We start from the raw sequence: 25,388 nt of genomic DNA on the forward strand, positions 1-25,388 counted from the left end.
CACGCCTGCCGAGAACGTCGACCACACCGCCGAAGCGGCACGCCTGGAGCGGACCGCCGGCCTGTATCCCGAGGACGCGGAGGCCCTGCTGCGCCTCCTGTCCTCCTCGGACGGACCGGAGACCCGGAAGAGCCCCCACCTGATCCGCGCCCTGAAGGCCTCCAACCTGTGGGAGTACGGTCACGAGGCCGAGGCCGGAGCGGAGTCCCACGACGAGCCGGAGGCCGCACAGAAGACGTTCATCGTTCGCCGCCTCGGAGGGCGCCTCCCCAGCCGACGCCGACCTCCTCCCCCAATACTCGACGACCCTCGCAGCCCGAGGCCGCGCCACCGGCCGGCCCCCGGAGCGAGACGTACCGTGCTGGTGCGGCTCGGGCACGGCGTACGACGGGTGCCACGGGGCCTGCCTGGGCAGCAGCTCCTAAGAAACCGGACATCGCACACCTGCACATCTCCACACATTTCCATGTGTCCAGCGCGCACCCGGCACGGCCATGGTTAGTCTCGCGTACGTCTTGCCAACCGCCCGCTGCTGGTGCCGTTGGGAAGTGCGAGAATCTTGGTTCGGAGTGGCCGTCCACGACACGGGCCCTCTTCGGCACGATGGTTAAGACTCAGAAGGAGCGGCATGCCCCCCAGCGGCCACAAGCGACCGCAGTTCACCTCGCCACTGACCTCTATCGAGATCTGTGCGGGGGCCGGCGGGCAAGCCGTGGGTCTGCACAATGCCGGGTTTGACCACTTGGCGCTTGTCGAGTGGGACCAGCACGCGGTCAGCACCCTCGCGGCCAACATCGGAAGCTGGCCCGGCTGGACACCACAGAAGGCCAAGGCCTTGAAGCCAATGGACGTCAAAGACTTCCTCACATCAGATGCGCACAAGAGCCTTGGCCTCAAAGACAAGACACTCGATCTCTTCGCAGGCGGAGTCCCCTGCCCTCCTTTTTCCCTGGCCGGAAAGCGACTCGGGGCAGACGACGAACGAGACCTGTTCCCAGCCGCACTAAACATCATCGAGGAACTCACCCCGAAAGCAATCATGATTGAGAACGTCCGCGGCATCCTTGAGCCGCCGGAGGTTTTCATTGAATATCGGGCTAAGATTCTCGATCGGCTGCGCCGCGCCGGATACACCGTCCCAAAAATCGACACCTCACTTTCTCCGGCGGCTCAGGATCTTGAGATGCGTAAAGTGTGGAGGCGGCTCGATGCCAAGGACTATGGCGTCCCTCAATTGCGCCCAAGGGCCATCCTGGTAGCAATCCGTGAAGATTTCACGCAGCGCGGCAACGAATTCTGCTGGCCACTGGGAATCAAAGACGACGAAGCGACCGTCGCTGAGACCCTCCGCAAGACCATGCGGGAGCGGTGCCGCCCGTACTGGGACACAAACCAGTGGGGCGAACCAGCCAAGCCGGGTGAGCGAACCGGGGAGGACGTCTACAACGACTGGTTCGATGCCGCGCAGAAGTCCGCCGCTGCAGGTCGTGGCGTAGCACCCACCCTGGTAGGGGGATCCAGGAAACACGGCGGTGCCGACCTCGGGCCTACCCGAGCAAAGAATGCTTGGGCAGCCATGGGAGTCGACGCCATGGGGGTGGCCAACGAACCCAAGAAATGCATCCCAGAGCGGGACCTGTTCAGGGAGAACGGCCCTATGCTCACCGTTGAGCAAGCCGCCATGATTCAGGGATTCCCTCGCAACTGGCGTTTCCAGGGGAAAAAGACAGCCCAGTACCGTCAGGTAGGGAATGCTTTCCCGCCACCGGTTGCGGAAGCGGTAGGCCGTGCGATCGCCGCAGTGCTACGGCCAGAACACCGGGAAGAACTTCTCCGCGAATACAACCTAGACTCCACAGGCACAGCCGTCTTGGATGAGGAACCCCACCAACTAGAAATCCCGGTTTCAGCAGGAAGCACTCACGTTCCGGCGCTTGCGGACCATCTCGGTAATCTTGTCGGCACAGGTCACTGAAGACTCATGCTCCCAGAACCGCAGTACGAGCCATCCCGCTTCAAGAAGCCTTTGATCAGTGTCCCGATCCCGTGTCACGTTGCGCACCACTTTTTCTGACCAGTAGCCGGAGTTCGTTCTGGGTGGCACATAGTGTTCCGGACACCCGTGCCAATAGCAGCCGTCGATAAATACCGCCACCTTCGCCGGACGGAATACCAAGTCGGCCGTCCGGCGAAGGTCAGGCAGGGGCCGCGCTGACACGCGGTAACGGAGTCCTTTGGCGTGCACCAGACGTCGGATCAGCCATTCCGGCTTTGTGTCGCGGCTGCGGATCGCCTGCATGTTGCGACGGCGGGCGGCGGACGAGGCCCAGGAACCTTCCGGGGCTGCCCATTCGGCTTCGGGGGGCTCGGAGGACACAGTCTCGATCGTAGTACGCCGCGCCTGCCGCACGCGGCCCCTACCGGTTGCCTCCCAGGTGGCTCAGCAGGGCTTCGATGTCGCTTGGAGCCAGACCAGCGGCCACCGACGGCTCCTCCTCCAAGTCCGCCAGCTGCTGGACCGTGGGGTCATCCAATATCTGTCCCATGAACGCCAGCTTCTGTTCCAGTCGCGCGGCCACGACCTCGTCGATGGAGTTGCGTACGGCGAGTACCGTGACCCTCGTCTCAGTATCGGGGGCGAGCCCGAGGCGGTGGATGCGGTCCAGGCTCTGCAGGAAGCGGCCGGCCATAAAGTCGCGGTCTACGTAGACAGCGTCATGGCAGACGTGATGCAGGCTGATGCCCTCACCCAGGGTCGCCGGGTTGGAAATGAGCACCATGCAGGCCGGATCCTCGCGGAAGCGCCGAAGCTGCTCCTCCCGGTCGGGAGTTCCTCCGTAGACCACTGCCGGGCTGAACTTTTCCAGCATGCTTTCCAGCGTTGTCAGGCTTCGGACAAACGTCGTCCAGACCAGCGTCTTACGCCCGGCCGCCGCGTTCTCGGCAATGATCGCCACGGCTTCCTGGTACTTCGGCGACAGCTCGTAGTCGGGCAGATTCTGCAGCTTCGAGTACAGGGAGTCACCCGAAGGGATCGCCAGCGGAGGCAGCTGGTAGGCCAACGGCTCGTACTTGGTGGCTCCTTCCAGGAGCAGAGCCGGGCTCGTCGCGGCCATCAGGAGCCGCAAGGCTGTCCTGCCAAGCGCGCTCAGATCCTCCCTGGCCACCCCGTTGCTCATACCCCCGACCAGAGATGCGTAGATCTCATCATGCAGTGGCGGCATGTCCACGTAACGGATGCCGAGATCGACAGGGGGCAGTCCGAGTTCTTGCTTGGTCGTCCGCGTGAACAGCGGTCTCAGCACAGTACTTGCGCGCTTCAGGTCCCCTCCGGCCACGGCGCGGACAACGGTCTGCTGCCCGTGCCCCGGCCACACGAAGCCCAGAAGGTTTTCCAGGTCCTTGGAACCGTTAGGGGCCGGCGTACCCGTGAGGATCAGCCGCCGGTCCGCATGCGGTCCGAGGGCCATGCATGCGGCTCCGTAGGTGCCCCGAGCCCCGAGCTTCATCCGGTGGGCTTCATCCAAAATGATCATGGATGGCTGGGCCGCCAGCCACGCGGTCAACATCGGCAGCGACCGGTCCAGCCGTTCGTAGTTGACGACCAGTACCTCCGCCCACTGGTCCAGAGACCCATCCAGGACATTGACGCGCAACGCGTGTGTCAGGCACTCCGCAGTCTCGAAACGCCATGAGTCATAGGCCGACTTCGGGCATACGACCAGAAGCCGTCGCGCGTGGTCGGCGGCCTTCTGAGCCGCGTACACAGCCAGCGCGACTCGCGTCTTGCCTGCGCCGGGGACGCTGAAGTTGGCACCGTGTTGGAGGGACAGCAGCTTCGCGATGTCCCTGCGCTGGAAGGCACTCAGGTCGCCCTTCCAGTTGTCGCCGAGCAACCCCAGGACGTCGTCGGCGTCGACCTCACCGACGGAACCCGCTCCCGCCAGCCTGGTTTCCACAGTCCGGGCGTCCTGGAGGACGCCGGTCACCAGCTTCCTCAGAGCGGAGGACCACTCCACACCGCTGGGGTCGGCCCAGCCCCCCAGGACTTCCAGGTTCGCCAGGAAGTCATCAAGAGCGACCGAGGCACTGAGCAGGTCCAGTTGGCCGCCCGTCCGGAAACGGGCGGCCAACTGAACGAGGTCCGGCTGGTAGCGCTCAGTGGCCCGAAGGACAACACGCGTGTGGCTCTGATCGAACCCCAGCCGCAGGGACGTTTCACCCGATTCACTCGTCACCGCGGGCCCTCCGTGGCGACGGCTTCCATCAGCCAGGTAACGCCGTCCCCCGGGTCCTGAAGACCGCGGCCAGCTTGCTGGGCGAGCTTCAGCAGACTGACCCGAAGCTTGATCACCGCGTCATCGAAAGCATCTTCATCGAGACTGCGTGAGGTGCGGGCCTGCACCAGATCGCTCACGCACTGGTCAATGCTGGCGCACGCCTCCGCGAGCCGGGCCGGCGCGAGCTGCTTGCGCTTACGGAGCCGGGCACTACGGCCTGCGGCCTCGATGGCCTCGTCGAAGGTCTTCCTCGCATCGTCCAGAACGCGCTGGGCCTGCTCCTTGACCTCGTTCCCGAGGGCCAGCTCTTCGTTGCCCTCTTCCTTGTTGCGCACCACAGCCGCAGCATGCAGCAGACGGTCGTTGAGCGCCTTCATGTCGGCCACCGCGGACGAGGCGGCCGGAATCTCCACCCCGAGCCCAGGGATTACCACGCCAGCCGGCTTCGCCTCAGGCCGAGCCTCAGACCCCGGCGCAGCAGACAGCAGCCTCTGCTCCAGCCCCTCCTTAAGGAAGTCCTCGTTGATGTGACGCACGTCGGTCTTGGAGAAGTTGAGCAGGATCGCCGCCAGCCGCAGCTCCTTCAAAATCTCCGCCTGGTCACGGTCGAGCGTCTCCAGCTTCACGTACAGGCGCTGCAGCTCCTTGAGCCGTTCCTGGGCCCCCTCCCAGTCGACTAGCCGCAGGCCTTCACCGCCGGCGCCCTGGCTGCGCTTGATCAGCTCACGAATCGTGGCGAGGATCCAGCGTTCCTGGTGGTACGTCCGGACCTGGATCCGGAAGTCCTTGGCGATCTGTTCGGGCGTGCGCCCGAGCCCCGCCTGCTCTTCCATGGCGATGATGCGGTTGATGTAGGAGTAGTCACGCCGGTGGTCCCGGCGGAGCTGCAAGGACAGCTCCACGGCGTTGATGTCCGCCCAGGTGAACGACTCGGGCAGCACGCCCACGCGCATCGACTGCACACCGAGCTCGCGCAACGCGGCGGCCCGGGTGTTGCCGTTGACCAGAACCCCGTGGTGGGTGACCAGCCCCGGGTCATTCTGACCGAACTCATCGAGGCTCTCTTTCAAGGCGTCGAAGTCCACGTCGCGCAGGTAGGTGTCAGTGGGCGACGCCTGGAGCAGGAGGCGGAGGTAGTCCTGGCTGTCCGCGCTCCACGGGTTCTGGTCCAACTCCGCGTCTCGCGCGGCGTCGTGACTGCGCTGGGCCCGGATACGGTGCGTGCTGGGATTGAAGTAGAGCTTGCTGAGCGGAAGGTCGATCACATCGACGTGTGCCTTCTGCTCGTTCCAGTCGACGGTCACGGTCTCACGGGTACCGCTCGCCGTCTGCGCCTCCGCCACCTTCTTCTTGATCAGTTCACTCAGTTCGTCCGCCTGCGGCGGAGCGGGAAGTTCTCGCATCATTTCCGTTCGGTCCTGTCCTAGTCGTCCGCGCCGTCGAGCACATCCGCCACAGCGTTTCGGGAGGGCTGCGGAAGCGTCCGGTACTGCCCCCAGAGCTTGTCCAGCGGGCTGAGCGAACGCCGGTCGGCAGCGATCCAGGCTCCGAGCACTCGCTGTTCCATGGAAGACAGCGCAGCCGCCTGCTCCAAAACACGCCCGAGGTCGGCCTGCCGGCCCGCGCTGCCCACACCGCACCGCTTGCACTCGGTAACCAACTGGTAGGCGACCTCTCCGCCAGGCTGGATCACCTGGCGGCGGGCCACATTGAGCACGGCCTGCTCGATACCCTCCTCATACGCCTCACCAGCCGCGATGCCGCACGTACGGCACAGGTAACCGTCCTCCTCCAGGATCTTGGCGCGCTGGGCGGCCGTAAGGCTTGCCTTGTGCTTTGGCGCCTTCGACTTCCCAGGGATCCACACCTCCGCCCCCTGCGCCACGAACCGCTGCTCCTGCTGGCGAAGCGTGGGGTCCTCACGGCTCGTCGAGATCTTCCAGTCATGGTCTCGAAGGTCGCGCATGCGCCGGTCAATCTGGGCAACATCCGGGAACGCCTCACGCAGATCAGCCTTCGTGAAGATCTCGTCTTCCCCCACTTCCTGCACCAGCCACAGTGCAGCTCGTGCCATGCTTCCCAGGTTCGCGTCCCGCCAGGACGGCAGCGTCATTTGTCACTCCTGATGTCGAATTGCGCACGCATTCTGACAAAGGCGTAGTTTGCTGGGATACGTAACTCATCCAGCAGCACCGACGCCTCGGTCACCCCCCGGCTCCACGAGCGGCTAAATCAGAGTCTGCCACCAGAAACCGAAAGCCAGTCCCCACTGGAACACTTGCGCACCAATCAGCAAGAAGGCAACTCGCGGCCGATCGTGCACACTTGACCCAACCTGCGCCCGAAGGGCCGCCGCATTGACAAACCGCGTCACCAGCAGGCCGATTCGCCCCGATTCCTCACCAAAGGGCCGAGAAAGTGAAGTAAATATCATGCCGCGACCAAAAGGAAGTTACGCCCCTTACTGCTGGACAGAGAAGAGGTTCAGCAGTGATGTTCCACCCGGAAAACGCGCCTTCGCCTCCGAACTCCAGAGACTCTGCCGCCTCTTGGCTCCGGAGTCCGACGGCAGGACTCCGACACAGAAACAGGCAGCCGACCGGCTGAAGGTCAGCGAGACCTCATTGTCCAGATACCTCAGCGCCATACACCTGCCGGACATAACGATCGTCAGGGCGCTCCACGCGGCCGCAAGCACTGACGCAGGCGGCGCGGAGAAGCCAGGCATCACGAAGGCCGAACTGGAGGAGTTGCACTCCGTGGCGGCCTCTGCCAAACAATGTGATGAGTGCGTCGAGCTGCGCAGCGAGGCGGTCGTGTTGCAGCAGCAGACCAGTGAGAGAGTCGCTGAAGCCAGCAGCATCCGGACAGAACTCGACTCCACTCGGGCGAAACTCGACTCCACCCTCGCAGAACTCGACTCAACTCGACAGGAGGCCGCAACCCTGCGGGCAGGAGTCAGAGCCTTGAAGCATGAGGTGCAGGCGCTGAAGGCCCGGGAAGGGCGCGCGCTCAAAAACACCGCGCGGCGCGCCATTCGAGCCGGCCAGCGATCACGTCAGACCGCCCGGAGGGACGCAGCTCAGCTGCCGGTCCCCCGTCGAAGGGGGGACCGGCAGCTGAGCAATCCCGAGAAGAGAGCGGCACTGAGTGTCGCCCTCCAGGCCGGGGCCTTGCAGAACGGCGGCCGGCAGGACCGAGCACTTTCGCTGTTGCGTCACTCGGCAGAAGTGCTCAGCCCGGCAGAGACGGCCACCCTCATGCTCGTCTTGCGGGAGAGCCAACTAGACGATCTCGCAGGCACGTTGATCCACATCTACGGGCGAGACAACTCCGATCCGGATGTCATGCAGGCAGCAGCCCGGCTCCATCAGCACGGAGCGCCGGAGGATGCGGCCGCACTCTTGCAAGCGGCACTGTCGACTCGGACGGGGAGGGCCTGAATCCGGGGGGCAGGGCGGGTGGCCGGCAATCAGGCGGCCGCCGCCTCGCCCTCAGATTCGGCTTCGTAGTGCATCTGGGCCTGGTCCAGTACGTCATCGGGGTCTTGCCCCTGGGCGGCAACCCAGTGCAGCAAGTCCGCGATCAGCGCGACTGCGGACTCGTACAGGAAGGCCGCTTCGCTGCGCCCTCGCGCGGCCATGGACGGAAGGCTTTCCTTGTACCTCCCCAGTGCACCGCGAGCCCGTTCCACCCGCTGGCACACAGCCGGCTGCACCTCGATCTCACACCACACAGACTTGCCGACGGCCGTCAGCACCGTCCCCCAGTCCGCAGCCAGCGCCGCGAGCAAATGGAGACCACGCCCGCACTCCTCGTCGCAGCCGGCCTGCACGGGGGTCGGCAGCTCCCGGCTCTTGTCGTGAACCTCAACCCGCAGGCGTTCACAGCGCCACTCCAGAATGAGTGTCGCCGAAACACCCTGTCCCACGTGTTTGATGACGTTCGTGACAAGCTCCGTCACCAGCAACTCCGCCTCCTCGGCCACAGAGGCCGCCCCCCATTGTTCGAGCTGCGCGACGGCGGCTCTGCGCATCGGACGAACTGCCGCAGGCTCGGCATCGAACGGCAGTACACAGCGGAACTGAGGCTCGTGCGCTTCGTAACCGGGCATGGCCACTCCTCCCTCCTGAGCCACGCGCATGCCTGCGCCCGCCGCATCTGCACGACTGCATTGCGTAGCGATCTCATGACAGCATGACACGGAGAAGTCTTGCTGTGTAACTTCTCATGAGCTTCCATCGGGTGAATCTGATGGCTGGCCACCGCGTGCCTGCCTAGCCTGATGGGGATCTCCGGGCCTGCCGCCCGGCACTGGCGAAGGAGCCCCATGTCCCAACGAACCACCACCCGCCGCCGTCAACTGGGGGCGATGATGCGAAAGTTGCGCGCCCGCAAAGGGCTGACGCTGGAGGAAGCGGGACGGCTCGTCGGCGTCTCCAAGGCGACGGTGAGCCGATACGAGACGCAGGCCGGGCCGGTCAAGTGGCTCGTCGTCGACGCGCTATGCCGAGAGTACGGGGCAACTGAGGCTGAGCACAGGGCCGTCGTGAACATCGCCAAGGACGCCAAACAGCAAGGTTGGTGGAGTTCGTTCGCCGACTCCATCCCGGAGAGCATGAACCTGCTGCTCACGCTGGAGGATGAGGCCTTGCGCGAGAGCCAATTCGCGTGCGTCTATGTCCCTGGCCTCCTACAGACACGCGCCTACAGCACCGCACTGCAGAGAGCCAACGAAGTTCCTCTGGACTCTGCTGAGATCGAGCGCCTGGTCGACATCCGTATGAAGCGGCAGGCGATTCTCACCCGTCCCAAGCCGCTGCGACTGTGGGCGATTCTCGACGAGTCCGTGATCCGCCGCGTCGTCGGCTCACCTCAGATCATGCAGGAGCAGCTCGACCAACTGCTCAAGGCAAACGAGTCCCCTCACATCACGCTTCAGGTGCTGCCCTTCGCCAAGGGAGCCCATGCGGCCGCCCTGGGAAGCTTCGTCATCATCGGCGGACGGGAGCCGGCGCTGGATGTGGTGTACGTGGACTTCCACACGGGCTCCCTCTTCCTGGAGAAGGACGAGGAACTGGAGCGATACAGACTTGCGTTCGAGTACCTCCAGGCTCAAGCGTTGGACATGGAGGCCTCCTCCGCCGTGATCCATCGCGCCCGCAAGGAGTTGTGAATGTCAGCCAGCCCTCAGCCTGTCTCCGAGCCCGTCTGGTTCAAGTCGTCCTACAGCGGCGGTAACGCGACCGAGTGCGTTGAAGCGGCCTTCATGCCGACCTGCGTGCTCGTTAGGGATTCCAAGGCTGCGGACAGCCCTCACATCTCCGTGTCCGCCGAAGCTTGGTCCCGGTTCGTTCTTGCCTCATTGCGGTGATCTGTGGTGCCGACTGCTGCGGGCCAACGCCACGGTCGTCGGTATCAGCTACGGCTTGGGTTCCCGTCAGTTGTCCATTGCTGCTCACCTCTTGTTGGCATGACCCTTCCAGCGACCGTGGAGGACGCGGATGCGTGGGCTTGGAGATCACCTGACCATCGGTGAGCGGATCGCCTTCCACCGGCGACGCCGTGGCTACACCCAGCAAGTCCTCGCCGGCCTCGTGGGCCGCAGCACCGACTGGTTGGCCAAGGCGGAATCAGGTCGGCGCAAGCCGCCCCGTATCGACATGCTTGCCGAGTTGGCCCGTGTGCTCCGGGTGCCACTCGGCGACCTGCTCGGAAAGCCCGTGCTGATGGAGGACGTGCAGCAACAGGACGACGTCCCAGCTGTCCGAGACGCGTTGATGAGCCCGCGCCGCTTGTCCCGGTTGATGTTCGGGCCGGAGGGGGACAGTCAGCTCCCGACGCCGGGCGTGATCGCGCCTCGCGTCGAAGAGGCTTGGGACGACTATCAGGCTGGTCGGCTGGGCAAGGTGATCGCTGCGCTTCCCGGGCTTCTCCAGACAGCCCATGGGCTAGAAGATCGTGCAGCGCGCTCCGTCAGGGAGCGTTTGGACTCCTGGGCAGTCTCCGCGCGCATCCATCATCTCGCAGCCACAACCCTTGCCAAGGTGGGTGAGTCCGACATCTCGTGGCTCGCGGCGGAGAGGGCGATGAGGGCTGCCGACGAGTCGGAGAATCCGCTCGTCTTGGCGTCTGCTGCCCGATCTGGCACTCATGCCCTGCTGGCCAATGGCCGTTACGACGACGCACTGGAGTTGGCGATGACGGCGTCGGGCTGGCTTTCCGCTCGGATCGAGGAGAGCGAGCCGACTGCCTTGAGCCTGCTGGGCATGATCCACCTGCGAGCGGCCATCGCGGCAGCCCGGCACCAAGATCGCTCGACGGCCATCAGCCTGCTGTGCCGCGCCGAAGAGCTGGCCAATCGGCTCGGTTCCGACGAGAACCACTGGCACACCAGTTTCGGGCCTACGAACGTGATGCTGCACCGGCTGTCGGCAGAGCTGGATCTCGACAACATCTCGTATGTGGTGGAGCACGGTGATATCGACGTGGCCCACGTAGCAGCGGAGCGGAGCGTCTCCCACCGCATCGACTATGCCAGAGCGCTCTCCCTGTCCGGCCGAGTGGACGAAGCGTTTACACATTTGCGCATAGCCGAGTCCACATCGCCGCAGCTGGTGCGGAACAATCCTCGTGTCCGTGACACGCTGCGCGACCTGATCAAGCAGGCTCCGGTCACGGGCGGCGCTCCTTCGTCGGAGTTGTTCGTGATGGCTCAACGGTGCAGGGCGGTGCAGTGAGCGTGAGCAAGAGCCGGGTCCTGGGAGTCGTGGGCACCAGCGCCGGTGGAGTGGAGAGCCTACGTAGCGGCCTCGTGGAGCCGGCGCTGGCACGGGGCTGGCAAGTGGCGGTGACCCTTACGCCGACGGCGGGTCGCTGGCTGCGTATGAGTGGTGAAGTCGACCGCCTGGAGGCGGTAACCGGTCTACCCGTGCGGGATGGAGCGCGCCTGCCTGGTGACACAAGCCCACACCCGAAGGTGGACTGCTACGTGGTCGCCCCCGCGAGCGCCAATACGGTGTCCAAGCTCGCAACCGGCATTGCGGACAACCAGGCGCTGACGCAAGTAGGGGAGGCAATCGGCACTCTCGGACTGCCCGTCGTGGTGTTCCCCAGGGTCAATGCGGCCCATGCCCGCCACCCGGCCTGGAAGCGTCACATCAGGACGCTGCAAGAGGCCGACGTGCACCTGGTCTACGGGCCAGATGTCTGGCCTCTGTACGAGCCGAGAGAGGCACCAGCAGGGCGGGAACTTCCGTGGACCGCGGTGCTCGACACCGTCGGACGCGTCATCGGGTGACGCGATTCGCGGCTTCTGAGCTGCGGTAACAACCGACCCGGACAGTTTGTCAGGGCTCTTGCCCCTCAAGCCATCAAAGCTATCTCCTGTCGGGCCAACCACCGCCCGCGCTGGCCCACTTGCCGGTCTGAGACGGGAGTTTGCCATGCCCCGCACGAGTCCTCCCCTGCGGAGGAGAGGCCGGCCCGCACCGCGACAGCACGCAGTCGCGGATCCGCCGCCCCAGAGGGCGACGTCCCATGGACCCCGCCCCTGTACAAGTTCCAGAGTTCCTGAACGGCTCTGGCGTACCGCCAGAGCCCAGCACCAAACAAACGGCTGCGTCGCCTGACACAGCCGAGCACTTCGTGTGTCGTCGGCCTCCTCATTTCAGAGGCCCCGAGAAAAGGAGCAACGAGGTGGCAGAGAAAGCGACGTCGCCACAAGACCGCGGTCTTCTGGTCGCAGTGGAAGAGCTGACAGCCGTTCACGACCGCTACGACAACCTCCGGTCCGACAACGCCGGCAGTTCCGGCGACGCCCCGTGGCCGGGCGGTGACGGCAACCTGCACGACAGCGAGTAAGCAGCACTCGGCGGGGGCCTCGCGGACCGCCGTGCTGGGCCCCCGCTGCGTCCGCGCCCTGTGGTCGAACTCGGAGGAGGAAGTGATGAAACACCAGTTGATCGATGCCATCGAGACAGCGCTCGGATGGAGCGGTGCGGAAAACCTTGGCAAGGGCTTCGCGCGAGGAAGCACGGCTGCGCCAGACCTGATGTCTCGCATCCTGAATCCGCATCGCATGCTCGACATCGCCATGCGCAGGAGCCTGAACCGCCCGCAGTTCCGGGTCTTCCGTGAGAACGAGGAGGTGCACCCGGCGGTCTATTTCACCGACAGTGTGAGCCCTCGGGGCCAGAGCATCCCCATGGTCAACATGCACAGCCTTGGCAGGCTCCTCCGTGACGGGGCGACCGTCATTCTCGACCAAGCCAACGTCTTCGATCCGACTATGGAAGTAGTGTGTCGGGCCTTGCAGTGGTGGTCACATGAGCGCGTGCAGGTCAACGCATACCTGACCACGAACGAGGCATCCGGCTTCCCGCTGCACTGGGACGACCACGATGTGGTGATCGTCCAGCTCGCTGGAGAGAAGGAGTGGGAGGTACGGGGGGCTTCGCGGGCGGTGCCCATGTATCGCGACTCCGATCCCAACAGCACGCCGAGCGACGAGGTCATCTGGTCCGGGGTCATGAAGACCGGCGACGTGATGCACATTCCCCGAGGGCACTGGCACCGGGCGACCCGTGACGGTCACGGGTCAGGTAAGAGCCTTCATGTGACGTTCGGTATCACCAAACGTACAGGGGCGAACTGGCTTTCCTGGCTCGGCGACTGGTGTCGAGAGAACGAGGTGTTCCGGCACGACCTCGACCGTCGGCACAAGGCTGGCAGCCAGGCTCTGACCAATGCCGCCGCGCGTCTGATCGTCGACCGCCCCCCAGACGAATACCTGGCCGCGTATGAGCAGGCCATGCCTGTTGGGAGGCATGTGCCCTTCCTTGACGTCTTCGGGCAGCTTCACGCGGTGGTATGCACTACTCACTTCCCTCCACAGATTCGGCACGGCGGTGAGACAGTCGAGGTGTTGGCCTCAGGCAAGAAGCTCACGTTTACCGCCAAGGCCATGCCCTCGCTGCGGCTGCTCCTGAGCGGCCGGCCGGTCGACCTGGATCAAGTGGTGCCGGTCGTCGGGACCGAGGTGGTGGACGTCGCGGAGGTTCTGGTGAAGGAGGAGATGTGTTCGCCTCTGACCCCCGAGTTGTCCTCGGGTTACACCGGTCTCGTCACGAACGCCGACTCCTGACAGGTGCACTGGACCTGGGTGTCACCGAACTCGACACCAGCTCCAACTATCCCGGATTCCTCTCGCACGAGAAATTGGCGAGCACAGCTGCGGATCTGCTGCCGCAGTTCAGAGTCTCCACGAAGGTCGGCTATTTCCAAATGCAAGGCGGGGTAGAGCACTCCCTCGACCCCCTCCGGTTGCGTACGGGCGTAGAGCAGGCTGGCCGGGACCTCGGGCAAGAGCCGGACCTGGTGTTTCTGCACAACCCGGAACACTCACTCCAAAAGCCCGTCTCACATGGGCAGGACGCCCTGGCCCAGGCGTGCGCCGCTTTGGACGACGCCACGACGATGGGAATGTGCGGCGCATGGGGCGTCGCGTCCTGGGATCCGTCACCCCTGTCAGGCCTGATCGACACGACCACGCCGAGGCCCTCCGTGCTCATGGTCCGCGCCGGTCTGCTGGTCGGAAACCGAACACTCCTGGCCGCCGACGTCATCTCCACGGCGTGGGGCCTGGACGACGGCATGCTATGGGGTATGAGCCCCTTTGGGGGCAACATGAACGCACCCATATGGGAAAGGTTGGATCCCCGGGTCTTCCTTCGAGAGGGCGGCCTCTCTCGCGTTCAGGCGGCCTTCCGGGCCGCATACCATCTTCCACAGGTACGTGCGATAGCCGTCGGCACCGATGAACCGGCGCATCTGAGCGAACTGGTGGACGCTCTGACCTGTGAGGTCGACGAACGGGTAATCCGCGAGTACCGGAACCTGCTTCCGAGCGCCCCGCGTAGTCAGCCCGTCTGAAGTTCCGAAAGGATCTGCTCCGCCCTGAGGCAAGCGGGCTCCAAGCGAGGGTCCTCCGGGTGCGCACCCGGGCCGAGGATCTTCGCGCACGTGAACAGGGTCATCAGTTTGCCGTCCCGGCTCTCGAAATCGTGAAGTCGTTCCTGCCACACACGATCAGCCAGAGCCGGCACAGCTAGGGAGCTTCCCCACAATGTCGCGGAGTCCAGCCCTCTCGGGGCGTTCCCCCAGTCCTCCCAGTCGAAGAGACAGAAGGTCGGAGCGGTCACGTTGGCCCAGTTCAGGTCCGCATGGGCCGGTGCCCATCGTTCGACGGTCGTATCGAACCCACTGGGAAATGCGGTGCTGATGGTCTCGGTGACCAGAGCCTGAGTGATGGCGACGGTGTCCGGGGTGGCGACCCTCCTAGTGTGCTGCTCCGCGAGTGCGTCCAGGGAGTCGTTGAAGGCCTGCCACCACGTGTCCGTCAGCCTTGGGGCGTTGATCAGAACGGCGGTGCCGACGGGACTTCCGGGCAGTAGTTCAGTCTCGTCTGCCCGCCACATCACGGGCTCTGCAGGATCCCGCCAGACCACACAACCTTGCCATGCGGGCTGGGTAATGTGTTTGAGACGTGTGGCTGATTCGGTGCCGTTCCATCCCTGGTCGCTGATCTTGTCGAGCACACGACGTTCTACCCGGACCCAGGTATCGCGGTCTGTCCTGGCACCCACAGAACGACGCTTGCGTACCACCGTTTCCAGGGCCAAACGCACCTGCAGAGACCGCTCTACACGGTCAAGAACCTCATCAACCGGCTCAACTCGTAGATCAACAGCACGACCAGCGGAGACCGGGAGCGTCATGAAGGCGACCGTAGCAGTGCTGTCGGCTCGCTCACTATCGATCTCGGAACAAGGATGAGCGGCATGGACATTCCGGGTTGCTGACGAGTGCCGGTAGGCAGCCACGCCGCTGCACCGCCCGACCCGGTTGTACCGGACCATGGGGATGTGATCGGCGACACGGGAACCGGGGGCTTCGGGCGGAGAGGGTTCTGTGTGAGGTCCAGTGGAGAGAGCGAAGAGGATGACGACGGGCGTCGGTTGCGGCGGCGGGTGCGGGGCGGGGAGCGGGCCGCGTTCGGCGAGCTCTATGAGTTGTACGCCGGCGTCGTCTATCAGCATGCCCTGCGGTTGACCGGGGACTGGTCGGTGGCCGAGGAGGTCATGTCGGAGACGTTTCTCGCTGCTTGGCGGGGGCGGGAGGCCGTGGAGGCGGACGGGGGGTCGCTGCGGCCCTGGTTGTTCGGGATCGCCACCAACAAGGCGCGCAACGCCGACCGGAGTCTGCGGCGGCGGCTGGCGTTCCTCGCGCGGCGCGCCGAGGCCGGGGTCGGGGGCGAGGAGGTCGTCGGGGATTTCGCCGAAGCGCTCGTCGGGCGGATCGACGACGCGCGGCGGCTCGCCGAAGTGCGGCGGGTGCTCGGGCGGTTGCGGCGGCACGAGCGCGAGGTCATCGCCCTCTGTGTGTGGGGCGGGCTCGACTATGCGCAGGCCGCCGAGGCGCTCGGGGTGCCGGTGGGGACCGTCCGGTCGCGGTTGTCCCGCGCGCGGAAGCGGCTGCGGGAGATCGTCGAGCGGGAAGCACTAGCGGGCCGGAAGGAACTCCGCTCGCGTCGCGGAGAGGTGGAGAGTGAGACCGCGTTCGCGGTCCTGCCCATTCAGGAGGAAGCCCGATGAACTCCCCGGAGGAACTCGACGAACTCGCGGAGATGGCAAGGCTTTTGCCCGCCGGTCCGGTCGAGCGGGGGCTGCCGCCTGAGCGTCACTCCCACCACAAGGATCTACTGATGCAGCTCATCGATCGCGACGCGGCCGCCGCGGCTCCGTCCACGACCGGTCGTCCCTCCCGGCCCCGCCGCTTCTCCCGGCCCGTTCTGCTCGCCGCATGCGTCGCCGTCGCGGCGACCGCCACGCTGACCGTGACGCTGGCGGACGGGCCGCAGGAGCCGGGGCGCGGCCACAGCGCAGCGGCCACGCCGGGCACGGGCGGGCAGGGCGGGCAGGGCGGTCGCGCCGGGCACGGCGCCGTCGTCACGCTCGACCGGATCGCCGCCGTCGCCCTGCGCACGGACGTCGAGCCCGTGCGGGACAGCCAGTACGTGTACGTGCGCACCCGCGTCGCCGAGAACGAGGCCGACTGGGGGCAGCCGGTGCGGCCCGGCTCCCTGCACGACCGGGAGACCTGGTTCTCGCAGGACCGCAAGCCGCTGACCGAGTACGGCATGACCCGCGAGAAGGGGGCGGAGTACCCGATCAGGATCCTGGTGCCGGAGGGCTCCGCGGGCGAGGCCGCCGGCATCGACCGGCCCACCTACGCCTGGCTCGCCTCGCTGCCCGCCGATCCGGCCGCGCTGCTGCGGCGCATCTCCGCCGAGACGCCCGTGGCGGACGGCGAGGACCGCGACCAGGCCGTGTTCGACCGGATCGGCGAGCTGGTCCGGGAGCAGGTCATGCCGTCCGCCACGACCGCCGCGATCTACCGGGCCACCGCGCGGATTCCCGGCGTGACCGAGGTGGCCGACGCCGTGGACGCGGCGGGCCGGCACGGCATCGCCATCGCCCGCGAGGACGCGAAGACGGGCCTGCGGACCGAGTGGATCTTCGATCCCGGCACCCTCGAGTACCTCGGTGAGCGGACGGTCCTCAGCCGGGCCTCCGCGATGGGCGCGGCGGGGACGGTGTTCGACACCCGGGCCGTCCTGGAACGGGCCGTCGTCGACCGGAAGGGGCAGGAGCCGGGTTCGGGTGCGGAGCCGGGTTCCGCCACCCACTCCGGCTCCGGCACCCACTCCGGCTCCGGTTCCGGCACCCACTCCGGCTCCGGCTCCGGCTCCGGCTCCGGCTCCGGGGTGAGTTAGCTCGTTCGCCGAGAGGGCTACGGGGACGGGGCTCGGACGTCGGGCGGTGAGGCGGGCGCGTAGCCTCGTGGGCGAGCTTGATGATCAGGGCGAGGAGGCGGCAGACATGGCGAAGGTTCCCAGTGCGGTGATCGCGGCGGGCGGGCTGGTCGGCGGGTACGGGGTGGCCCGGTGGACGCGGCAACGGCCGCTGGGCGGGGCCGTCCTCGCCGTCGCGGGGGCTGCGGCCGCGCAGCAGTGGCGTCAGCAGGCCGGCGGGAAGGCCGCGGGGGCGTTGAGCGCCGCGTACGTCGCCGCCTTCGCGGCCTCGCATCCGCTGGCCAAGAGGGTGGGCGCCTGGCCTTCGGTGTTCGGGGTGGCGGGGGCCGTCGCGCTGGCCTCGTGGGCGGTCGCCGACCGCCGCGGGTGAGGCGCCGCCCCGACTCACCGCCGGACCGGAGGCCACTCACCGCCGGACCGAAGGCCATTCACCGTCGGTCCCATGGACGCCGACTGGCCTCCGGGCACGGATACTCGAGCCCCACGGCCCCCCACTGCACCCGCAGGCCTCACCGGCCCCACGGCCCCCGCGCATCCCTCACGTCCTGCGGGTCCTACGGCGAGTACGGCAGGCTCGGGGTGTGCGGCGGGTACTGCGGCTCCGGCGCGTAGGTCTGGCCCGGGAGGTGGCCCGGACCCGGGGTGTACGTCTGCCCCGGGAAGCCGGTCCCTCCCGGTGCGTACGTCGGGACCGGCGCGTACGTCGGCGGCTCCGGCGTGTACGTCGGTTCCGGGGTTCCGCCCCGGCCCAGCGCCGAACGCATCGTCACGCCGTAACGGCGCCTCAGTCGTCGTACCTCCCAGGCCGACAGGGCCGTCACCGAGAGCGGGCCGCCCAGCAGGAAGGCGAGGCCGACGAGCGGCGGGGCGGCCACTTCGGGGCCGTCGGAGTAGCTCAGCGCGAACAGCGCCCACACCAGGAACGGCGAGATCAGCGCGGGCAGCAGATCGTGGACGTCGCCGACCCGGAAGCAGGAGTTGAGCGCGAACACCCCGGCGGCCAGCGTGAACAGCGCCACCACGGCCAGGACGAACGCGCCGATGAGCATCACGATGACGAACACCAGGAACGACGCGAGCCAGGCGAGGTTGCCGGCGGCGCGGATGTCCGCCCACGGGATGATCTCCGCGTGCAGCAGCTTCACGCCCAGCAGGACGCCGCCGCCGCACACGCCCACGCCGAGGGCGATGACCCCGAGCGCGGTGCCGGGGCCGGTGAGGCGCCGCAGGTAGACGCCGCGCAGCGAGGGGCTGGCCATGCCGATGAAGACGCTCAGGGCGATCGCTCCGGCGACCAGGGCGATCCCGCAGCCGACGACGACGTCCGTCACCTTGCCGAGGAGGATGTCCTGGCCGCTCTCGGCCAGCGGGTAGACGAACAGCATGCCCGCCGACGCCACGACGCCGGCCCAGGTGCGACCGGACTGAAGGCGCTCGACGACCGGGTCCCCGACGCGGTCGGGGCGGGACGCCGCCGCCAGCGCCGCGGCGGCGGCGAGCGGGCTGGGCGCGGAGCGCAGCCTGGACGACAGACTTGCGCGACTGGTCTGCACGGTGACGTCTCCCCCGAGTACGTGACGGTGGTTCACGTGTTCGCACGTGCCACGGCGGGACACCTTATCCGAGCCCTGACGGCCCGGCGATCACGCCCCCGTCGGCCTCGACCGGAACGCCTGCCGGTAGCCCTGCGGGCTCGTCCCGACGACCTTGCGGAAGCACTCCCGGAACGTCGTCGGGGAGGCGAAGCCCGCCTGGGCGGCGATCCGTTCGACCGGGTACGCCGTCGCCTCCAGCAGGTACTGCGCGCGCCGCACCCGCGCTCGCTGCAGCCAGCGCAACGGCGTCGTGCCGGTCTGCTCGCGAAAGCGGCGGTTCAGGGTGCGGGTGCTCATGCCGGCCCGTTCGGCGATCCGGTCCAGCGTCAGGTCGTCGCCGCAGTGGTCCTCCAGCCAGGACAGCAGGGGCTCGAGGGTCGCCCCCGCGGGCGCGGGAGCAAGGTCGTGGACGATGAACTGGGCCTGGCCGCCCTCGCGTTCGAGCGGCATGACCGACATCCGGGCCGCCTGGGCGGCGACCGCCGAACCGTAGTCCTTGCGGATCATGTGCAGACACATGTCCAGGGCCGCCGCCGCACCGGCCGAGGTGAGGAACTGACCGTGGTCGACGTAGAGGACGTTCGGGTCGACCTCCACCTTCGGGTGGCGCTCGGCCAGTTCCCGCGCCGCGAACCAGTGGGTCGTCACGCGCAGTCCGTCCAGCAGGCCCGTCGCCGCGAACAGGAACGCGCCGACGCAGACCGACGCGATGCGGGTGCCGTTCGCCGCCGCGTCCCGCAGCGCCTCGGCCACCGCGGGCGGCAGCTCGTGGGGCGGGTCGGCGACGCCGGGCAGGATGACGGTGTCCGCCTCCGCCAACGCCTCGAGCCCGTGCGGCGCCCGCACGGTGAACGCTCCCGCGCTCACCTCCCCGGACGCGGCCGGCGAGCAGACCCGCACCCGGTACGCCGGACGTCCGTCGGGCAGCCGCGCCCAGCCGAAGGCGTCGATCGGGACGGACAGGTCGAACGGGACGACCCCGTCCAGGGCCAGTACGGCGACGGTGTGCATGGCGCGATCCTAGGCAGCCGACGGATGCCCGCCAACCCGCGTGCCCGGCAGAGACTCGGCGCACGACGACACACGACGACACACGACGACACATGACTACGTATGACGACGTCAGCGCCCGGGCAGCAGCGGAGGACCGCACCCGCGGCAAGGACGGGCGCAGGACCGGCGACGGCAGCGACAGGCGGTGGCGGCCGGCCGTGGCGGCAGGCGGCGACGGTCAGCGGTGGCGGGATTCCGTCGCCCCCTGGCACTCCTGCCACTTCTGTGTGATCCGCGTGCCGCCTACCGTCGCCCCGTGACCAAGTTCCTCCTCGCCGTCCACGTCCTCGCCGCGATCGTCGCGATCGGGCCCGTGACCGTCGCCGCCAGCATGTTCCCGCCCGCCGCGCGCCGGGCCCTGGCCGCCCCCGACGACGTGCGCGCCTCCGAGACCGTGCGGCTGCTGCACCGCATCTGCCGGGTGTACGCCGTCGTCGGCATCGCCGTCCCCGCGTTCGGGTTCGCCACGGCGGGCGCGATGGGGGTGACGGGCGACCCCTGGCTGATCGCGTCGATCGTGCTGACCGTGCTGGCCGCCGGGGTGCTGATCGTCCTCGTGCTGCCCCGGCAGGAGGTGCTCGTCGAGGGGCGAGGCGTGCGCGAGACGACCGTGCAACTGGGCATGTACACAGGGATGTTCAACCTGCTGTGGGCGACCGTGACGGTCTTGATGATCGTGCGGCCGGGGTCGACGACGGGCGCTTAGGGTCCGGTTTGCGTTATCGGGCACCTCCTCGCCCGTCTCCCGTACATGCATCAGAACCGACCTCGACAGGACGGCGTCGTCAGCCGCCGGAGCATGCTGAAGGCCGCGGGCGTGGCCGCCGGGGCGACCGCCGTCGGCGTCACCGCGGCTCCCTCGGCGTCCGCGGCCGGCTACGCCCACCCCGGGCTTCTGCACACCGGCGCCGACCTGGCGCGCATGGCCGCCAAGGTGAAGGCCGGCGCCGCGCCCCAGACGGCCGGATACGCCAGGCTCACCGCGAACCGGCATGCGCAGAGCGGCTGGACGGCCGACCCGCAGGCGACCGTGTACCGGGGCGCGGGCTCGCCCCAGAACTACGCCGTCCTCTACAACGACCTGCACGCCGCGTACCAGAACGGCCTGCGGTTCCACGTCAGCGGTGAGCGGGCGTACGCCGACACGGCCGTCGCCATCCTCAACGCCTGGTCGGCGAAGCTCACGTCGCTCGCGGGCTCCGCCGACCGGTTCCTCGCGGCCGGGCTCTACGGCTACCAGGCCGCCAACGCCGCCGAACTCGTCCGTGACCGACCCGACTTCGAACTCGCGCGCTTCCAGAAGATGCTGACGACCGTCTTCTCCCCGCTCAGCGAGAGCTTCCTCACCGGGCACAACGGCGCCGTGGTCACCAACTACTGGCCCAACTGGGATCTCGCCGCCATGGCCTGCGTTCTCGCCACCGGCGTCTTCTGCGACGACGGGGCCAAGGTGGAGCAGGCCGTCGAGTACTTCAAGAACGGCTCCGGGCTCGGCGCCGTCCGGAACGCCATCCCGGTCGTGCAGGACGACGGACTCGCCGAGTGGCTGGAGGCCGGGCGCGACCAGGGGCACGCGCTGCTCGGCGTCGGTCTGATGGGCTCCTTCTGCGAGATGGCCTGGAACCAGGGCATCGACCTGTACGGCTACGACGACAGCCGCTTCCTCAAGGGCGCCCAGTACGTGGCCAGATGGAGCCTCGGCGGCGCCGTGTCCTACACCGCCAACACCCGGCGCAAGGGCGCGGTCGGCGGCTGGTCGGGGACGGAGACCGCGTCCGGCGCGGCGGGCGTCGACCCGGCGATGACCCGGCCGATCTGGGCGATGATCGCCAACCACTACACCAAGCGCCGGGGACTGTCCGCCTCCTACCTCACCCGGATCGCCGCCAAGGCATCGCCCGAGGGAGGCGGCGGGGACTACGGCCCCAACAGCGGCGGCTACGACCAACTCGGCTTCGGCACCCTCGCGTTCACCCGGGACCGGGACGAGGACCGGGACGACCGGAGCCGGGGCCGGGCGGCGGCAGCTCCGGGCGGCCCTGGCGGGTCCCCGGGCGGGTCCTCTGCCGCCTCCGCCGGCGCTTCGGCGGCGGGCGCGTCCGGCTCGGCGTCGCCCACGGCTCAGGCGTCCCCGGAAGGCCGGTCTTCCGCGCGCGCCGCAGCGGGCCGCGACGGCGGCCTCGCGTCCACGGGCGCCACCGACCTCGCCGCCTGGAGCGCCGCCACCGGGATCACCGCCCTGGCCGGCGGTTTGCTGCTGCTGCGCCGCCGGGGACGCGCGCGGGAGACGGCCGAATAGCCCTCCGGTCGGCGCTCGACACGCCGACCGGGGACAGCAGCTCCTCAAGCCGTCGCACGGACCGCGCGGCCGCGAAAGCGCAGCCACGCCTCCGCAGCCGCCCGCCCGCTGCCACGCCTCCGCGGGCGCGTGGCCGCGCAGCCGCGCGCCCGTGGCTCAGGCGGTCGCCTTGCGGGTGCTGTCGCCCCGCTTCGTCGCCTCGCGGGCCGTCGTCGCCGCGGCCGTCAGGGGCTTGGCGATGTCCTCCAGGGAGCGTCGCTCGGCCTTGACCGCGAGGAACGCGGCGACCAGTCCCGCCAGGCACATCAGGGTCGCGCCGACGGAGAACGCGAGGACCGTGTCTCCGACCTTGCCCGTGTCGGTGAGCTTGGCGAACAGCAGGGGGCCGCTGATGCCGCCGGCGGCAGTGCCGAGGGCGTAGAAGAAGGCGATGGACATCGCCCGGGTCTCCATCGGGAAGACCTCCGACACCGTCAGATAGGCGCTCGACGCGCCCGCCGACGCGAAGAACAGCACCGCGCACCAGCAGGCCGTCATCGTCGTCGCGTTGAGCGAGCCCTGGTCGAACAGCCAGGCCGTGCCGAACAGCAGCACACCCGACAGCAGATACGTCGAGGAGATCATCACCCGCCGGCCGACGGTGTCGAACAGCTTGCCCAGCAGCAGCGGGCCGCAGAAGTTGCCGATCGCGATGACGGCGAAGTAGTAGCCGGTGTCGCCGCTCGGCACGTCGAAGAACCTGGTGAGGATCGCACCGAAGCCGAAGGTGATCGCGTTGTAGAGGAACGCCTGCCCGATGAAGAGGGAGAAGCCGAGGATCGAGCGGCGCCGGTAGTCGGAGAACACCGTGCGGGCGATCTCGACGAAGGAGACGCTGCGGCGCTGGTGGACGGTCAGCTCGCCCTCGGCCCGCGGCAGCCGCTCCCCCTTGTCCGACTCGATCTGCCTCTCGATGGAACGGACGATGTCCTCGGCCTCCCGGTCCCTGCCGTGGATCAGCAGCCAGCGCGGGCTCTCCGGGACGTGCCGCCGTACGAGCAGGATCACCAGGGCGAGGACGGCGCCCAGCGCGAACGTCAGCCGCCAGCCCACGTTCGCCGCGAAGACGTCCGTGTTCAGCGCGACGATCGACAGCAGCGAACCGCCGACCGCGCCCAGCCAGAAGCTGCCGTTGATGATCAGGTCGACGCGGCCCCGGTACTGCGCCGGGATCAGCTCGTCGATCGCGGAGTTGATGGCCGCGTACTCGCCGCCGATGCCGAAGCCGGTGAGGAACCGGAACAGCAGGAACCACCAGGTGTCGAAGGAGACCGCGGTCAGGGCCGTGGCCGCCAGATACACCGCGAGGGTGATCATGAACAGCTTCTTGCGGCCCCATTTGTCGGTCAGCCGGCCCCAGAACAGGGCTCCGGCGCATGCGCCGGCCACATACAGCGCCGCCGCGATGCCGGTGACCTGACCCGAGGTGATGGGCAGGCCGCTGCCCGGCTCGGACAGCCGGGCGGCGATGTTCCCGACGACCGTGACCTCCAGGCCGTCCAGGATCCACACGGTGCCGAGTCCGAAGACGACGGTCCAGTGCCAGTGCGACCAGGGCAGCCGGTCCAGACGGGCGGGGATGTCGGTGGTGATCGTGCGGCCTCTCTCGGCCGGCACTGCGGCTTCGGCGCTGGTCATGGGCTCCCTCCTCGGCACGCGCTCCTCATCGAGCGGAACGCGGTCCGGGTTCCCGCGGCCGACGCCTTTACGCTCCGAGCCAGTGCGCCACGGTGTAGATGAGCAGCCCGGCCAGCGAACCCACCACCGTGCCGTTGATCCGGATGAACTGCAGGTCACGGCCGATGTTGGCCTCGATCTTGCGCGTCGTGTGCTCCGCGTCCCAGCCCGCGACGGTGTCCGTGATCAGGGAGGTGATCTCACGCCGGTACGTCGTCACCACGTGCACCGCCGCGCCCTCCACCCAGCTGTCGACCTTCTCCTGCACCTTCGGCTCGGTGGCCATCCGCGCCCCCAGGGACAGCAGCGATGCCCGCACCCGCAGCCGCAGCTCGCTGCGCTCGTCCTCCGCGGCCGCCACGATCATGGAGCGGACGGCCGTCCAGACCGACGCGATCAGGTCCTGCACCTCGCCCCGGCCCAGCACCTCGCCCTTCAGCCGCTCCACCCGCGCGCGTGTGTCCGTGTCGGACTGCAGATCGACGGCGAAGTCCCGCAGGAAACGGTCGAGGGCGCCCCGGGCCGGGTGGGAGGGCATGTCCCGCATCTCCGCGCAGAACCGCAGCAGCTCCTTGTAGACGCGCTCGCCGATCCGCTTGTCGACGAAACGGGGCGTCCAGCCGGGCGCGCCGCCCTGCACCGCGTCCATCACCGAGTCGGCGTGCAGCTCCAGCCAGTCGTGCGCCCTGGACACCACGAGGTCCACGGCCCGCCGGTGACCGCCGTCCCCCACGATCCGCTCCAGCAGCTTCCCGATGCCGGGCGCGATCTCCTGCGCGTCGGCGCGCCGGGTGATCGCCTCGCCGACCACCGCCTGGACGTCCGCGTCGCGCAGCACCGTCAGCGCGCCGCGCAGGGCCGTCGCCAGCTCCGCCGTCACCCGGTCGGCGTGCTCCGGCTCGGCCAGCCAGGCGCCCAGCCGGGTGCCGATGCCCACCGACCTCAGCCGCTGCCGCACCACGTCCTCGGAAAGGAAGTTCTCCCCGACGAACTCACCCAGCGAGACGCCCAGCTGGTCCTTCTTGTTCGGGATGATCGCCGTGTGCGGAATGGGCAGGCCGAGCGGGTGACGGAACAGCGCCGTCACCGCGAACCAGTCGGCGAGCGCACCGACCATGCCCGCCTCCGCAGCCGCCGCCACATAGGACGCCCACGGGCCCGCCCCCCGGTGCAGGGCCCACTCGGCGAGGACGTACACCACGGCCACGAACAGCAGCAGCCCCGCCGCGGTGAGCTTCATCCGGCGCACCCCGCGCCGCTTCTCCTCGTCGGCGGCGCTGAACACGGTCATCGCGCGCGCCGCCCCGGCGCCCGCCGTCCCGCCACGGGCCGTCCCGCCACGGGCCGTCCCGGCGCCCGCCGGCTCCTCCGTACGATCCATCCGCTCCACCCGTTCCGATCGGCCGTGCACCGCCGGCGTCCCGCACGCTGATAATGGTCCCTGCCTGACCGACTCCTGGAACGGAACAAGAGTTCCCGTCGTCTGTCAGACGGGGGAGCTCGACGGTGAACTCCTGCATGAACGCGTGCCCGGTCGGCGCACGCACGCATCATCCGGAGCAGCACCGCTC

Annotated in this window: 25 protein-coding genes and 1 pseudogene; 16 read left to right on the forward strand and 10 right to left on the reverse strand. The window is 68.1% G+C overall.

All coding sequences use genetic code 11. From position 1 onward, the window contains the following. Positions 1-425 (forward strand): annotated as a pseudogene (locus ABT300_RS08060) (SEC-C domain-containing protein); the annotation flags it as partial. 203 nt (positions 426-628) lie between these two features. Beyond that, complete coding sequence (locus ABT300_RS08065) at positions 629-1,975, forward strand: DNA cytosine methyltransferase (RefSeq protein ID WP_351673243.1); 1,347 nt, start codon at positions 629-631, stop codon at positions 1,973-1,975. Here the strand turns inward: ABT300_RS08065 and ABT300_RS08070 are convergent. The 4 genes from ABT300_RS08070 to ABT300_RS08085 are packed head-to-tail and all read right to left on the reverse strand — an operon-like array spanning position 1,907 to position 6,393. Further along, positions 1,907-2,377 (reverse strand): very short patch repair endonuclease, encoded by a 471-nt coding sequence (locus tag ABT300_RS08070; RefSeq protein WP_351673245.1) that lies wholly within the window; start codon positions 2,375-2,377, stop codon positions 1,907-1,909. The two genes, ABT300_RS08065 and ABT300_RS08070, sit on opposite strands and share 69 nt — an antisense overlap. Positions 2,378-2,417: 40 nt before the next feature. After that, on the reverse strand, positions 2,418-4,238 hold the full coding sequence (locus ABT300_RS08075) for a DEAD/DEAH box helicase (RefSeq protein WP_351673247.1): 1,821 nt from the start codon (positions 4,236-4,238) through the stop codon (positions 2,418-2,420). Then, on the reverse strand, positions 4,235-5,686 hold the full coding sequence (locus ABT300_RS08080) for a hypothetical protein (protein ID WP_351673249.1): 1,452 nt from the start codon (positions 5,684-5,686) through the stop codon (positions 4,235-4,237). The genes ABT300_RS08075 and ABT300_RS08080 overlap by 4 nt, the downstream gene beginning before the upstream one ends. A gap of 17 nt (positions 5,687-5,703) precedes the next feature. Next, entirely contained in the window at positions 5,704-6,393 is a 690-nt protein-coding gene (locus tag ABT300_RS08085) for a KpnI family restriction enzyme N-terminal domain-containing protein (RefSeq protein WP_351673251.1), read from the reverse strand. Positions 6,394-6,829: 436 nt separating this feature from the next. On the opposite strand from ABT300_RS08085, the gene ABT300_RS08090 reads away from it, so the two are divergent. Then, complete coding sequence (locus ABT300_RS08090) at positions 6,830-7,723, forward strand: kinetochore Spc7 family protein (protein ID WP_351673253.1); 894 nt, start codon at positions 6,830-6,832, stop codon at positions 7,721-7,723. A 29-nt stretch (positions 7,724-7,752) separates the two neighbouring features. Here the strand turns inward: ABT300_RS08090 and ABT300_RS08095 are convergent, their stop codons facing one another. Next, positions 7,753-8,394, reverse strand: coding sequence for an ATP-binding protein (locus ABT300_RS08095; protein ID WP_351673255.1), 642 nt, complete (start codon positions 8,392-8,394; stop codon positions 7,753-7,755). A gap of 216 nt (positions 8,395-8,610) precedes the next feature. On the opposite strand from ABT300_RS08095, the gene ABT300_RS08100 reads away from it, so the two are divergent. The 7 genes from ABT300_RS08100 (at position 8,611) to ABT300_RS08130 (ending at position 14,213) form a co-directional block, all read left to right on the forward strand. Further along, positions 8,611-9,456 (forward strand): helix-turn-helix domain-containing protein, encoded by an 846-nt coding sequence (locus tag ABT300_RS08100; protein ID WP_351673257.1) that lies wholly within the window; start codon positions 8,611-8,613, stop codon positions 9,454-9,456. Then, entirely contained in the window at positions 9,457-9,654 is a 198-nt protein-coding gene (locus ABT300_RS08105; protein ID WP_351673259.1) for a DUF397 domain-containing protein, read from the forward strand. 130 nt (positions 9,655-9,784) lie between these two features. Next, positions 9,785-11,020 (forward strand): helix-turn-helix domain-containing protein, encoded by a 1,236-nt coding sequence (locus ABT300_RS08110; RefSeq protein WP_351673261.1) that lies wholly within the window; start codon positions 9,785-9,787, stop codon positions 11,018-11,020. A gap of 146 nt (positions 11,021-11,166) precedes the next feature. Further along, complete coding sequence (locus ABT300_RS08115; RefSeq protein WP_502977894.1) at positions 11,167-11,580, forward strand: flavoprotein; 414 nt, start codon at positions 11,167-11,169, stop codon at positions 11,578-11,580. Between the two features lie 398 nt (positions 11,581-11,978). Beyond that, entirely contained in the window at positions 11,979-12,143 is a 165-nt protein-coding gene (locus ABT300_RS08120) for a hypothetical protein (protein WP_351673263.1), read from the forward strand. An 85-nt stretch (positions 12,144-12,228) separates the two neighbouring features. Then, positions 12,229-13,425: a JmjC domain-containing protein gene (locus ABT300_RS08125; protein ID WP_351673265.1), complete on the forward strand. Its 1,197-nt coding sequence runs from the start codon at positions 12,229-12,231 to the stop codon at positions 13,423-13,425. Beyond that, a complete protein-coding gene (locus tag ABT300_RS08130; protein ID WP_351673267.1) occupies positions 13,359-14,213 on the forward strand; it encodes an aldo/keto reductase in 855 nt (284 codons plus the stop codon). The genes ABT300_RS08125 and ABT300_RS08130 overlap by 67 nt, the downstream gene beginning before the upstream one ends. Here ABT300_RS08130 and ABT300_RS08135 read toward each other — a convergent pair. Further along, positions 14,201-15,058 carry a hypothetical protein gene (locus tag ABT300_RS08135; RefSeq protein WP_351673269.1) on the reverse strand — a complete coding sequence of 286 codons (858 nt, stop codon included), beginning with the start codon at positions 15,056-15,058 and terminating at the stop codon, positions 14,201-14,203. The two genes, ABT300_RS08130 and ABT300_RS08135, sit on opposite strands and share 13 nt — an antisense overlap. A gap of 240 nt (positions 15,059-15,298) precedes the next feature. Between ABT300_RS08135 and ABT300_RS08140 the strand changes: the two genes are divergently transcribed. The 3 genes from ABT300_RS08140 (at position 15,299) to ABT300_RS08150 (ending at position 17,524) form a co-directional block, all read left to right on the forward strand. Further along, a complete protein-coding gene (locus ABT300_RS08140; protein WP_351673370.1) occupies positions 15,299-15,934 on the forward strand; it encodes an RNA polymerase sigma factor in 636 nt (211 codons plus the stop codon). Next, the gene (locus ABT300_RS08145) at positions 15,931-17,115 is read left to right on the forward strand and encodes a CU044_5270 family protein (RefSeq protein WP_351673271.1); all 1,185 of its coding nucleotides are present in this window, start codon (positions 15,931-15,933) and stop codon (positions 17,113-17,115) included. Before ABT300_RS08140 ends, ABT300_RS08145 begins: the two co-directional genes overlap by 4 nt. 106 nt (positions 17,116-17,221) lie before the next feature. After that, positions 17,222-17,524: a hypothetical protein gene (locus ABT300_RS08150; protein ID WP_351673273.1), complete on the forward strand. Its 303-nt coding sequence runs from the start codon at positions 17,222-17,224 to the stop codon at positions 17,522-17,524. Positions 17,525-17,708: 184 nt separating this feature from the next. On the opposite strand, the gene ABT300_RS08155 is transcribed toward ABT300_RS08150, so the two are convergent. After that, positions 17,709-18,707: a hypothetical protein gene (locus ABT300_RS08155; RefSeq protein ID WP_351673275.1), complete on the reverse strand. Its 999-nt coding sequence runs from the start codon at positions 18,705-18,707 to the stop codon at positions 17,709-17,711. Between the two features lie 90 nt (positions 18,708-18,797). Continuing rightward, the gene (locus ABT300_RS08160; RefSeq protein WP_351673277.1) at positions 18,798-19,760 is read right to left on the reverse strand and encodes a GlxA family transcriptional regulator; all 963 of its coding nucleotides are present in this window, start codon (positions 19,758-19,760) and stop codon (positions 18,798-18,800) included. Between the two features lie 92 nt (positions 19,761-19,852). Between ABT300_RS08160 and ABT300_RS08165 the strand changes: the two genes are divergently transcribed. Genes ABT300_RS08165 through ABT300_RS08175 form a run of 3 tightly spaced genes read left to right on the forward strand, consistent with a single transcriptional unit; the run spans position 19,853 to position 22,101 of the window. Then, a complete protein-coding gene (locus ABT300_RS08165) occupies positions 19,853-20,062 on the forward strand; it encodes a hypothetical protein (RefSeq protein ID WP_351673279.1) in 210 nt (69 codons plus the stop codon). Next, complete coding sequence (locus ABT300_RS08170) at positions 20,059-20,508, forward strand: hypothetical protein (protein ID WP_351673281.1); 450 nt, start codon at positions 20,059-20,061, stop codon at positions 20,506-20,508. The genes ABT300_RS08165 and ABT300_RS08170 overlap by 4 nt, the downstream gene beginning before the upstream one ends. 45 nt (positions 20,509-20,553) lie before the next feature. Further along, positions 20,554-22,101, forward strand: coding sequence for an alginate lyase family protein (locus ABT300_RS08175; RefSeq protein ID WP_351673283.1), 1,548 nt, complete (start codon positions 20,554-20,556; stop codon positions 22,099-22,101). 156 nt (positions 22,102-22,257) lie between these two features. Here ABT300_RS08175 and ABT300_RS08180 read toward each other — a convergent pair whose 3' ends face one another. Together ABT300_RS08180 and ABT300_RS08185 are read right to left on the reverse strand one after the other, a co-directional pair. Beyond that, positions 22,258-23,778: an MFS transporter gene (locus ABT300_RS08180; RefSeq protein ID WP_351673285.1), complete on the reverse strand. Its 1,521-nt coding sequence runs from the start codon at positions 23,776-23,778 to the stop codon at positions 22,258-22,260. A gap of 67 nt (positions 23,779-23,845) precedes the next feature. Further along, positions 23,846-25,198: a DUF445 domain-containing protein gene (locus ABT300_RS08185; RefSeq protein ID WP_351673287.1), complete on the reverse strand. Its 1,353-nt coding sequence runs from the start codon at positions 25,196-25,198 to the stop codon at positions 23,846-23,848. Between the last annotated feature and the right edge of the window lie 190 nt (positions 25,199-25,388).

It is taken from the genome of Streptomyces sp. NPDC001027 (assembly GCF_040299045.1).
In the GTDB taxonomy this organism is placed as follows: Bacteria; Actinomycetota; Actinomycetes; order Streptomycetales; family Streptomycetaceae; genus Streptomyces.